This window comes from Sphingomonas lycopersici (genome assembly GCF_026130605.1).
In the GTDB taxonomy this organism is placed as follows: Bacteria; Pseudomonadota; Alphaproteobacteria; order Sphingomonadales; family Sphingomonadaceae; genus Sphingomonas; species Sphingomonas lycopersici.
Genome location: NZ_JANFAU010000001.1, coordinates 178198 through 189948 on the forward strand (window position 1 = coordinate 178198; position 11751 = coordinate 189948).

The 11751-nt window shown below is 67.3% G+C and carries 7 protein-coding genes; 3 read left to right on the forward strand and 4 right to left on the reverse strand.

Annotated features, from left to right (window positions below; genetic code table 11):
- Positions 1-63: 63 nt before the first annotated feature.
- The 4 genes from NED98_RS00725 to NED98_RS00740 all read right to left on the reverse strand — a co-directional run bounded on the left by NED98_RS00725 (position 64) and on the right by NED98_RS00740 (position 7612).
- Positions 64-633, reverse strand: a complete 570-nt coding sequence (locus NED98_RS00725) for an alpha/beta hydrolase (protein WP_265311466.1) — start codon at positions 631-633, stop codon at positions 64-66.
- A gap of 210 nt (positions 634-843) precedes the next feature.
- Entirely contained in the window at positions 844-1383 is a 540-nt protein-coding gene (locus tag NED98_RS00730; protein WP_265311467.1) for an OmpH family outer membrane protein, read from the reverse strand.
- 18 nt (positions 1384-1401) lie between these two features.
- Positions 1402-1827 carry an outer membrane protein assembly factor BamE gene (locus NED98_RS00735; protein ID WP_265311468.1) on the reverse strand — a complete coding sequence of 142 codons (426 nt, stop codon included), beginning with the start codon at positions 1825-1827 and terminating at the stop codon, positions 1402-1404.
- Between the two features lie 25 nt (positions 1828-1852).
- Positions 1853-7612: a YadA-like family protein gene (locus NED98_RS00740; RefSeq protein ID WP_265311469.1), complete on the reverse strand. Its 5760-nt coding sequence runs from the start codon at positions 7610-7612 to the stop codon at positions 1853-1855.
- Between the two features lie 779 nt (positions 7613-8391).
- On the opposite strand from NED98_RS00740, the gene NED98_RS00745 reads away from it, so the two are divergent.
- The 3 genes from NED98_RS00745 (at position 8392) to NED98_RS00755 (ending at position 11726) form a co-directional block, all read left to right on the forward strand.
- The gene (locus NED98_RS00745) at positions 8392-8784 is read left to right on the forward strand and encodes a hypothetical protein (RefSeq protein ID WP_265311470.1); all 393 of its coding nucleotides are present in this window, start codon (positions 8392-8394) and stop codon (positions 8782-8784) included.
- Between the two features lie 61 nt (positions 8785-8845).
- Complete coding sequence (locus NED98_RS00750) at positions 8846-9502, forward strand: trimeric intracellular cation channel family protein (RefSeq protein WP_265311471.1); 657 nt, start codon at positions 8846-8848, stop codon at positions 9500-9502.
- Positions 9503-9635: 133 nt separating this feature from the next.
- On the forward strand, positions 9636-11726 hold the full coding sequence (locus NED98_RS00755) for a TonB-dependent siderophore receptor (protein ID WP_265311472.1): 2091 nt from the start codon (positions 9636-9638) through the stop codon (positions 11724-11726).
- Positions 11727-11751: the final 25 nt, after the last annotated feature.

Consider the following 11751-nt stretch of genomic DNA (forward strand, 5'->3'; position numbering starts at 1 on the left):
CGGTCTTTTTACATCCCCGCAAAGCCGCGCGCCGCCGCGCGATCGCGATCCGGCGCTACGGCTTCACGCCTCCACGCTCGTCGCCACGGGCCGGACGGCGAGCTTCGCCGCGAGCGGCATCAGCGCGCGCAGCGACCAGCGCCGCTGTTCGAGGCAAAAGCGCAGCGCGGCGAGCAAAGATGCCTCCGCCGTATCCGCCGCCTCGTGACGGAGCGCGCCGCCGCGGGTGACAAAATGGCTGCGCCACCGGTCCGCCAGCGTCAGCTGGTACGGCGCGGTCGAGGGTTCGGAACCGACCAGCAGCGACGGGAAAGGCAGCGGCGTCGACGGGGTGGTCGTCAGCCCGGCATGCGCCCAATCGCCCGGCGCGGCCGGATCGATCAGGACCGCGCCGGCGATATGCCGCCAATAGCATGGCGGGCTGAGCTGCGCCCAATGCGCGAAGGCGATCGCCGCAAGCCCCTCCGCGACGACGATCGACGGGTCGGCGAGGCCGATCAGCGCGGTATCGAGCTGCGCGGCCCATTTGCCGATCTTCTCGCCCGCCCCGAGGCGCAGCGGAATCTCGTGGAGATCCGCATGCGGCAATTCTCCGGCGATGACGAAGAACGAAACGGCACGGCTGATCGACATCGGTTGACTCCCGAAATGGGCTGCCGAAGGGACGCTAACGGAACCGGCTCGATCGAGAGCAGCATCCTTTTAAATATACACCCCGTTGGTAGGAAATCGATTCGCGCCGAAGCGAGTGCCCGGCGCGCCCGAACGGGAATCGGGCGCACGGCGGAAGGCCTGGTTCAGGGTTGTCACATCGACGCGCGCGCGCGACTCGGCGCGCGCCGGTCAGTCGGGGTTATTCAACGCGACCGACGGCAGGATCGCGTCCATTTCCTTCGCCACCGCCGGGGTGATGTCCATCGCATTGTTCCAGCCGTAGGCATGGTCGCGTTCCATCACCACGCTGCACGCGTTGCGCGTGACGACGCGACCCAGGGCTTCGTTCAGCGCGCGGTCGATCTGTTGCTGGCCGCGCTGCTGGGCGACGATGAAGCGCGCATTCTGCTGCTGGTCGAGCGATTGCGACTGCTGGCCGAGCGCGGCGAGCTGGCGCTGATATTCGATCGGGGCGATCGCGCCCTGCCGCGCCTCGAGCTGGCGGCGCTGCTGATCGAGCGCCGCGCGGCGCTGGGCGAGCTCGCCGTTCAACGCGGCCTGCATCTGCTTGAGCTGCGCCTGCATCGACTGGCCGGCGCGCGCGGCGCCGATCGCCCCCGCGCGCGACATGAGGCACATCCCGCCGATCGGCGGGCCGAAGGTCTGCGCCGGGGCCGGCGCCGCCACACAGGCGAGCATCGAGGCGGCGATGAATCCGATCGGTCGCATAAGCCGCCTCTCCCTCAATCAGCGCGCCGCCGCAACCCGGTCCGCGCAGGCCTGATCCTGCCAGATTACATCGGAGACCGTGACGTCATAATGGCCGCGCTCGCGGATGAAGCGGATCTCGACGCGGCAGCGCACGCGCTCGACGCTGCCGGGCGCGACCGGGAAGAACAGCACGTAATTCCACCGGCGCGTGATCCCCTCCATGAAATGCGGCGGGCCGATCAGGCGATAGATCGTGAATTTGTCGACCCCCGGGGTGATCAGCCTGACGGCGGCGGGGTCCACCGTCGCGCCGATCTTGCGCTCCTCAAGCGGGGTCTTGTGGAAAATGGCGGGATCGACCCGGCCGACGAAGGGTGCGGCGGCCGGGGCCTGCTCCGCGGCGACCGCCGGGGAGAGCGCAAGTCCGGCCGCGAGCGGCGCGACGAGGAACTTCGGCATCATCATGTCCTCCTGAAAATACGAGCGGTCAGAACTGGAAGCCGACGCCGACATTGGCGCCGACATGCTGCTGGGTGTCATAGGTCGCGCCGGCCTTCACGACGGTCTTGCCGTCGTCCATCACGCGCGACAGCCCGATCGCGAAAGCGGATTGCCCCTGGTAGGTGCCCCCGCCGAACGCCAGCATCCCGCGCCCCGGCTCGAACGCCTGCGGCATCCCCGCCGCGGCGAGCCCGGCCGCCGTCCCGGCGTTGGCATTGCGGCGTACCTGGGTGAGGTCGTACTGGATCCCCGCGACCCGCGCATCGGTATAGGCATTGGCCGATTGCAGCGTCTTGGAGAGACCGTCGTTGAGCTGCTGGACATTGACCGCATCGGTCGGCGCGACGCCCGCCGCGACATTATGGATCGTCGCCGCCGCCCCGCCGGGGTTGAGCGTCACCGAATTGTGGTTGGCGTCATATTGCACCGAATTGTTGGCGACCTGCTGCACCTGATAGAGCTGCCCGCCGTTGACCGCGTCGGTCGAGCCGGCGGCCACCGCGCCCGCCGCGACATTGTGCACGACATTGCCGCCCATGTTGACCGTCGTGTTCGCGCCGACCGTCAGCCCGCCATTGGCGGTCACCATTCCGCCGAACGTCGGGTTGTCGGCCATCGCGATCTGCAGCTGGTTGCCGCTCAGCGTCACCACGGTGTTCGCACCGGCGGTGACGTTGAGCGTGCCGTTCGACCCGACATTGGTCGAGGGGCCGCCATTGGCCTGGATGTTCCACCCGGCGCTCGCGGTCGCGCCGACCGCCTGCAACGCATCGTTGACATTGTTATAGGTGGTGCCGCCGACATTGAGCTGGGTCGTCACCGTCCCGGTGCCCGGATCGTAGGTCGAGCCGCCGCCGAAGCTGTTGGCGATGCTGTCGCCCAGATTGGTGACGTTGTTCGCCACCTGGGTGACCTTGCCGTCGACCGCCTGAAGCTGGCTGACGTTGACCGCATCGGTCGCCGCCGAGCCCGCCGCGACATTGGTCACCTTGCGCTCCGCACCCGCGGTGCCGACCGACACCTCGCCCGCCGAATTCTGCGGCGCCGCGAGGCCGTAAGCGGTGTAGCCGGTTTGCGAGCCGACGCTGGTCGCCGCCCCCGCGCCGAGCGCGACGCTGCCCGAATTGTTGGCGGTCGCCCCCGCCCCGATCGCGACCGACTGGATCCCGTTCGACTGGGCGCCGGTGCCGAGCGCGATGCCGTCGGCCTGCGCCACTTGCGCATTCTGGCCGATCGCGGTGCCGCCCGGCGCGGTCGCCTGGACGATCGCGCCATTGCCCATCCCGATCCCGTTATTGCCGTTGACCACGGTGCGCGGCCCGATCGCGACCGATTCCTGCCCGACCGCAAGCGAATCCCCCGCCGTCGAATTGGCGTGGAAATATTCGATCGGCGTCACCGCGAACGAGGACAAGGCGCCGCGCAACTGGCGGAGCGTGACGGCATCCTGATCCTGCGTCCCGTCCGCGACATTGATGATCTGTCGGTAGGATCCGGCGCTGCCGACCGAAAGCGCGCCGAGCAAGGTCTGGTCGTTGGTGTTGAACGGCACATAGCCGACCCCGGCCGGGATTTGGCCGATGCCGGGCGCCAAGGCGCGATCGGAGACCGAGCCGGTGCCGAGCGCCAGCGACCCGTCCACCGTCGCCTGTGCCCCGCGCCCGAGCGCGACCGCATTCGCGGCGCTCGCCTGCGCCTGATAGCCGAGCGCGGTCGATCCCACGCCCTGCGCGAAAGCGTCAGTCGCCGCGAGCCCGCTCTCGTTCGTGCGGGCATAGCGGATGCCGTCGCCGTTGGTCTGGGTGTAGACCGCCGAGGTATCGCCGGCGATGTTGGTGAGGCTGTTACCCAGGTTGGTCACGGTGTTGCCGAGATTCGTGACGTTGTTGCCGAGGTTGGTCACGCTCGTCCCCAGCGCGTCGACCGCCTGATTGGTGGCGAACAATTGCGAGCCGTTGATCGCGTCGGTCGAATTGTTGGCGATCCGCCCCGCCGCGACATTGGTGATCGTCCGCTCGGCCCCAACCGCGCCGACGCTCAACGTGCTCGCCGGCGTCGTCCCGGCGAAGGCATAAGCGCTGCCGTTGATGCTGGTCCCGGCCGTCCCCACCGCGGTCGTGGTCGTCGAGCCGTTGCCGATCGCGACGTCCCCGGCATTATTGGCCACCGCGTTCGGCCCGATCGCCACCGAATTCGTCCCCAGCGCCTGACTGTCCGCCAGCGTCGAACTGGCGTGGAAATATTTGATCCCGCCGCCGTTGGTGATGTTGCTGATATCGCCCTCGACCGTCGTCACGCGATTGTTGAGGTTGGTGACATTCCCCTCCACCGTCGTCACCCGGCCGTCGAGGTTGGCGATGTCGGTGGTGTTCTGGTCGACCTTCTGGTTGGTCGCGAAGAGCTGCGACCCGTTGACCGCGTCGGTCGAGCCGCCGCTCAACCGGCCCGCCGCCACGTTGGTGATCGTTCGCTCGGCCCCGACCGCGCCGACGCTCAGCGTCGAGGTCGGCGTGGTGCCCGCGAAGGCGAAGGCGGTGCCGCCGATCGTCGCCCCCGCCGTCCCCACCGCGACATCGGTCGTCGAGCCGTTGCCGATCGCGATGTCGCCGGCATGGTTGGCCACCGCATTCGGCCCGATCGCCACCGAGTTCGTCCCCAGCGCCTGGCTGTCCGCGAGCGTCGAACTGGCGTGGAAATATTTGATCCCGCCGCCGGTGTTGATGTTGGTGATCGTGTTGCCGAGGTTGGTCACCTGGGTGTTCAGGCCGTCAACCGCCTGATTGGTGGCGAACAGCTGCGAGCCGTTGATCGCATCGGTCGAGCCGCCGTTGATCTGGCCCGCCGCGACATTGGTGAGCGTCCGCTCCGCCCCCGCCGCGCCGATGCTGACGGTCGATTGCGGGGTCGTGCCGGCGAAGGTGTAGGCGGTGCCGGCGATCGTCGCGCCGCTGGTGCCGACCGCCGCCGCGGTGGTCGAGCCGAAGCCGAGCGCGACCGCATTGGCATCGTTCGCCGTGGCATTGTTGCCGAGCGCGAGGCCGCCCGCGGCGGTCACCCGCGCGCCATAACCGACCGCGGCGCCATCGGTGACGTTCGCCTGGACATTCTGCCCCAGCGCGGTCGAGCGAGTGCCATTGGCCTGCGCGGTGGTGCCCAGCGCCGTCCCCGAATTGCCCGCCTGGCTGTTACGGCCGACCGCGACGCTGTTCGAGCCGGTCGCGGCGGCGAGCGAGCCGAGCGCGGTCGCCTGCGGACCGTTCGCCGTTGCGCCGTCGCCGAGCGCGACGCTGTTCTGCGCGGTCGCGGCGGCATTGTTGCCGATCGCGACCTGGTTGATCCGCGTCAGATCGGCGGCATTGCCGGTGACCGCCCCCTGGCCGATCGCGACGCTGCCGCTGCTGATCGCATGGCTGTTGAGCCCGATCGCGACGGCATTGGCGTTGTCCGCCGAGGCGACCGGGCCGACCGCCACCGAATCTGTTCCGATCGCGGTCGAATCTACCAGCGTCGAATTGGCGTGGAAATATTTGATCCCCCCGCCATTGTTGATGCTGGTGAGCGTTGTGTTGATGTTGCCGATATCGGTGGTGTTCTGATCCACCTTCTGGTTGGTCGCGAAGAGCTGCGACCCGTTGATCGCATCGGTCGACGATCCGCTGATCTGCCCCGCCGCGACATTCTGGATCTGCCGCTCCGCCCCGCTGGCGCCGACCGAGACTACGCTGGTCGGGGCGCCCCCGGCGAAGCTGGAGGTCGTCCCGCCGACCGTGCCGCTGGCGGTTGGCACCGCAGCCGACGTCACCGAATGCGAACCCAGCGCAACGTCATTGGCGTTATTGGCGACCGCGGTGTCGCCGAACGCGACCGACCCGGCGCCGAGCGCGCGACTGGTGCTGCCGATCGCGACGCTGCCCTGCCCGACGACGGTGTTCTGATAACCGATGCCGACCGCGCCCTGCGCCGCGGTGCCGGGGGTGCTCACCGCCTGGCCGCCGCCGCCGACCATATTGGTATTACCCATCGCGACCGAGCCGAAGCCGGTGGCGGTATTGTCCTTGCCGCTCGCGATCGCGCCGTCGCCGGTCGCGGTGTTGGGGTCGCCGATCGCCACCGCGCCGTCGCCGTTGGCGACATTGCCCGATCCGACCGCGACCGCCTTGCCGCCGGTCGCGGTCGAGCTCTTGCCGATCGCGACGGCATCGCCCGAATTCGCGACCGCGCCCAACCCGACCGCGACCGCATTTGCGGCCGTGGCGCTGGCATTGTTGCCGACCGCCACCGAGGAGACGCCCGCGCTCTGCGCGCCCGAACCGGCAGCGACCGCGCCGATTCCGCTCGACACCGCGGCATTGCCCAGCGCCAGCGCGAAATTGGCCGACGCATTGGCGGTGGGGCCGAACGCGGCGGCGTTTGCCGCCGTTGCGCTGGAACCGGTCCCGATCGCGGCGGCGGCATTGCCGGACGCCGTGCTTTGACGGCCGATCGCGGTGGAGTCGGTCTGGGACGCGGTCACATCGGTGCCGATCGCGATAGCGCTCCCGGCGAGCGCGCCCGTGCCCGGAACGGTGCGCGCGCCGAGATAGACCGAATTCATCCCGCTCGCGGCCGCGCCGCTGCCGAGCGCGGTACCGTTGGTCCCGCTGGCCAGCGCGTTGATGCCGATCGATGTCGTCGAATTGTTGGTGACGCCGATCCCGGCATTGGTGCCGATCGCGATATTGTCATTGCCGGAGACGAGGTTTCCGGCGGACGCGCTCAACGTACCGTCATAGGTGACATTGCCGTTGCCCGACCCGAGCGCGACGTTGCGCGTGCCGGTCACGCCGGACCCGGCGCCGCGCATCGCGCTGGGAATGCCGCCGCCCATCGCGGTATTCTGCGCGCCTTGAACCAGCGTCCCGGCGGCGATGCCGACCGAAACCGACCCGCTATTGGCAGCGGTCGACCCCGCGCCCGCGCCCTGCCCGACCGCAACCGTGCTGCTGCCGACCGCCACCGCCTGCGCGCCGAGCGCGGTCGAGCTGTTCCCCTTCGATTGCGCGCCGTTGCCGAGCGCGGTGGCCGCAATCGCACCGGTGACCGAACTGACGCCGATCGCGACCGAATTATCGAAGCCCGCATTCGCCGCGCTGCCGATGGCGAGCGCGCTGGAGGCATTGGCGATGGTGTTGGTGCCGAAGGCGATGGCGCCGTCGACCAAGGCACGAGCATTGCCGCCGATCGCCAGCGCATTGGTGCCGGTCGCATTCGCGAAGACGCCGATGCCGATCGCGTTGAGGCCATTGACCCCCATCGAATAACCGATCGCGATCGAGGCATCGCCCGTCGCGGTATTGGCGGTGCCGATCGCCACCCCGTTGTTGCCGTTGACATGCGCGCCGGCGCCGATCGCAGTCGACGCGGAATTGGGCGCGGTGGAGCCGCAGCCGATCGCGGTGCTCTGCACCCCGGCAGAGGGATTGGTGCAATTGACGGTATTGGTCAGAACCCCGTTGCCGATCACCGTCTGTCCGAGCGCGACGTGCGGCGCGACCATACCCGCGACAAGCACCGCGCCGATCACCCCGCCCCCGCCGAGCGCGCCGATCCCCAGCCGATCGCGTTTCAGCCCGAGCACGCGATGCGCGCGGCGCAATATCGCCATCAGCCGGCGCCGCTGGGCCCAGCCCATGCCGTGCACGCCGGGCATCCAGCCGCCCAGGAAACCGGTGTCCGTCGAACCCTTGTTCTTCCGCTGATCGCCCATCGCTTGTCTCCCGTTGAAGCGCTCGATCACCGGCAATCGGCGAAGCGAGCGCGCACGTCCGGGCATTCCCTGCGCATCCACGCAGGGAGTCCGAACACAATTTGCGAAACTCAAAAAGCTGCGGTGGTTGTCGCGCAGGCTAAAGCCTTTGCCTGCCGCTACACCCCGCCGGAATTGCTACGCTCGCGGCGCGGTCAGACCGCGCTGTTCGGCATCAATAAAACCCGCCGCCTGATACCGGCCGAGAAAGCTGGCCTGCTCGAAAGCATTGTGCGATATCTCATGGAATGCGCCCCGTTTTCGTGTCGGCCTGTTGCGGAGATCCCTGACGCGAGCACTGCACCCGAGATTATCGGGGCACCTCGGTTGATCCGTTCCGTCGGCCGTTCACGTGATGCGAGAATTATCGAAGCTCGGCGAACGCGCAAGCTACTTTAGGAAAATATTCTTAGTTATCAGCTATTTAACTGACGTAAACCGCGGCGGACCGTGATTGCGGCGGAGCTCCTCGACGTCTCCTTCAATGCAAAACCGCTGCGAAATTAATGCGTAAGGCAAACGACTCGCGTCGCAGCGCGACGCGGCCTCGCACTCGCGCCCCGGCCACCGGATCGTCGCCCGTGGTCTTGCTCGGATCGAGGCGAACTCTTTGGGGAAGGGAGTACTCACCCGTATATTGATCTCGATCAATTAATCCCGTTTAATCATGCGATTGGGTTTAAGCGACAAACTCTGCAGGTCGCTCAACCGAAGATCGTCGTTCGGAAGCGGAGTCGTCGATGACGGAGGCCACCACGATCGAGCGGGACATCGCCGCCGCCGTTTCGGCGGCGAGGATCCGCCTTCGCTTCGATAGGGTCGTCATCGCGCTTGTCGCCCGATTGAAGGCGGCGCTGGATGACGTCGTACCGCAAGACCAAAGCATCGTCTTCACGCTGACCGCGCCGATCAGGCTTCCCGCGAAAACCGCGGCCGCGATCGAAGCGTTAGTGCGCGACGGCCTGGACGGCCGCGACATCCGCACGACGCTCCACGGCAACCATGTCCAGCTGCGCCGCGTCGCGGGCGTTTCGGCGGCGATGCCGAGGGTCGCCGGCTTCGTTCACAATCAGCCGTCGGACGGCGAGCATATCCTGGACCTCGCCCAAGCCCGGCTGCTCGAACGGAAATGACCCGCGCTGGCATCCACGCTGCACAATCTGCAATGACGACCGCGACCAGAGGGGCCTTGTGATGAAATTCACCGACCATATCGACGGCCGCGTTCGCGATCGCGCGCTGACCGCGGTCGATCTCGCTGCCACTTTCGTGCTGGCGACCGAATGCGCGCTGACCGGCGTGCGCGCCGATTTCGATCTGTTCGGCATCCTCGTGCTCGCCTTCGTCGGATCGGTCGGCGGCGGCGTGATGCGCGACCTTCTGCTCGGCGAACATCCCCCCGCGCCGTTGCGCGACTGGCGCTACGCGGCGCTCGCGGTCGCGGCGGCGACGGCAGTGCTCGCGGCATCGGTGACGTTGGGCGGCGTCGGCACGTTCACCCCGCCGATCGCGGTGGACATATTCGAGGCGGTCGGGCTCGCGCTGGCCGCGGTCGCAGGCGCGCGCAAGAGCGTGGACTATCGGATGAACGGCTCGAGCATCGTGGTCATCGCGACCGTCAACGGATGCGGCGGCGGGATCCTGCGCGACATATTGTGCGCGCGGGTGCCGCGCGTCCTGCACGAGGATTTCTATGCGACCGCCGCGCTGGCCGGCGCGACGCTGATGGTGCTGCTGATCGCCCGCTTCCGGCTGCGCAAGGATATCGCCGGCGCGATCGCGGGCGTCTCCATCTTCGCGCTGAGGACCGCCGCACTGCTCGGCGAATGGCGGCTGCCGCATCTGCGCTGATCGGGCTGCGCGGCTCGGCATAGGTCTACCAGGCGATCGCGCGGCGTTAGCCCGACACGGAATTCCCCCTCCTCTATTGCAAATCCCTCGCATTAGCTTATGGAGACGCCGGTTCATTCGGGGGGTAGCGATCATGTTGTTGCCGGTTGATTCCGCGCGTCCGTTTCGGCTGTCACGGGCGATCGTCCCGGCCGGGCTGTTGCTCGCCGCGCTCCCCGCCCAGGCCGAGGACGCGCCGGCAAGCGACAGGGAGGTGGTCGTCACCGCGGATCGCGCGAACAGCTTCGGCGCCGATTTCGTCCAGGCGGGCACCTTCCGCGATGCGCGGCTGATCGATACGCCGCTCACCGTCGCGATCATGACCAAGCCGCTGCTCGACGCGCAGCAGGCGCGCTCGATCATCGATGCGGTGCGCAATACGCCCGGGGTCACCCAGGCGCAGATCAATACCAGCATCTACAGCAACCTCGCGGTGCGCGGGATCACGCTCAACAATTTCACCAATGTGCGCTGGAACGGCATCCTGCCGGTGGTGAATCTGATCGAGCAGCCGATCGAGAGCAAGGACCGGATCGAGGTCCTGAAGGGCGCAGCGGGGCTCTATTACGGCTTCGCAACCCCCTCCGGCATCGTCAATCTCGTCACCGAACGCCCGACGAGCGCGCCGCTCACCCGTGTCGAGTTCCAGGGCGATAGCAACGGCTCGATTGGCGCAAATATCGATGTCAGCCGCCGCTTCGGCATGACGGGCATCCGCATCAACGCCGGGACGTCGCTGCTCGAAACCGACGTCCGGCGGACCAGCGGCAACCGCAGCTTCGTCACCGCCGCGTTCGATTGGAAACCGGCGGACAATCTCCAGATCCTGCTCGACGGCGAATATATCTACAAGACCATCACCGAACCGACCGAATTCAGCCTGACCGCGGTCAACGGCGTGATTACGCCTCCCCCGCTGCAATCCGCGCAGAAGAATCTCGGCGCGGCGTGGATGCAGGGCCGCGGCTGGGAGACCAACCTGCTCGGGCGCGCGAATTATGATTTCGCCCCGAACTGGCGAATCTCCGCCGCGATCGGCCAATCCTATCTGACGCGCGACCGCGCTTATTCCTCGTTCGGCGGCTATAATCTCGCGACCGGCAGGGGGATCGTCACCGTCGCGCAGACCAGCGGCAACGATTACACCAACAATGTCTATCGCGGCGATCTTTCCGGCACCTTCCGCACCGGCCCGATCGAGCACAGCCTTCTCGTCGGGGTCGCTTACCAGACCCGCGACGGCAATGTACCAACCGCCAAGCGGACCTCGTTCGCGCAGAACCTCTACGATCCCGTCGTCATCCTCTATCAGGCGAAGCCGCCGCGGATCATTCCCAATCCGACGCGGACCGAGGATCTCGGTTTCTATGCCTTCGATCGCGCCTCGCTCGGCGATTGGCTGCAGGTCACCGTCGGCTGGCGCAAGACGCGCTATACCGATGTCAGCCTGACCAGTTCGTACAAGATCACGCCCGACACTTTCTCTTATGGCGCGATGGTGAAGCCGGTGCGGTGGGCGACGCTCTACGCCAATTATATCGAGGGGCTCGAACCCGGCCCGATCGCGCAGCAGATCGCCAACAATGCCGGCGAAATCCTGCCGGCGGCGGTGAGCAAGCAGAAGGAAGCCGGCGTCAAGATCGAGCCCGTGCGCGGCCTCCTCCTCACCGGCGCCTATTTCCACATCAAGCGCCCGTCCGCCTATCTCAACAGCGCCAATTATTATGTCCAGGACGGTGAGGCGATCTACGAGGGCGGCGAATTCAGCGCGGTCGGCGAACTCACCCGCAATCTGTCGATCTCGGCAAGCGCGATGACGCTCGATGCCAGACAGCAATCGGGCGCCGCCAATGTCGTCGGCAAGCAGATCGAGAATGTCGCGAAATTCTCCGGATCGCTGTTCGTCGAATATCGCGTGCCGGTGATCCCTGGTCTGCGCGTTTCAGGCGGCGTGTTCCACACCGGGCGGCGCGCGGTGAATGCGCTCAACCAGGGCTTCGTCCCCGGCTATGAGACCTTCGATCTCGGCGCCAGCTATGGCTTCGATCTCCTGGGCAAGAAGGCGATCGTCCGCGCCTATGGCGACAATATCACCGGCAAACGCTATTGGGCCTCGACCGGATCGAGCCTGCTCGCGCAGGGGCTGCCGACGACCGTCCGGCTGGCTTTCTCGATCGAGCTGTGATCGCGCCGAGGCGGGGCGGCCGGAT

Excerpts from the sequence above, each read along its gene's own strand:
- NED98_RS00725 (WP_265311466.1), bottom strand. The coding sequence starts at position 633 with ATGTCGATCAGCCGTGCCGTTTCGTTCTTCGTCATCGCCGGAGAATTG.
- NED98_RS00730 (WP_265311467.1), bottom strand. The coding sequence starts at position 1,383 with ATGCGACCGATCGGATTCATCGCCGCCTCGATGCTCGCCTGTGTGGCG.
- NED98_RS00735 (WP_265311468.1), bottom strand. The coding sequence starts at position 1,827 with ATGATGCCGAAGTTCCTCGTCGCGCCGCTCGCGGCCGGACTTGCGCTC.
- NED98_RS00740 (WP_265311469.1), bottom strand. The coding sequence starts at position 7,612 with ATGGGCGATCAGCGGAAGAACAAGGGTTCGACGGACACCGGTTTCCTG.
- NED98_RS00745 (WP_265311470.1), top strand. The coding sequence starts at position 8,392 with ATGACGGAGGCCACCACGATCGAGCGGGACATCGCCGCCGCCGTTTCG.
- NED98_RS00750 (WP_265311471.1), top strand. The coding sequence starts at position 8,846 with ATGAAATTCACCGACCATATCGACGGCCGCGTTCGCGATCGCGCGCTG.
- NED98_RS00755 (WP_265311472.1), top strand. The coding sequence starts at position 9,636 with ATGTTGTTGCCGGTTGATTCCGCGCGTCCGTTTCGGCTGTCACGGGCG.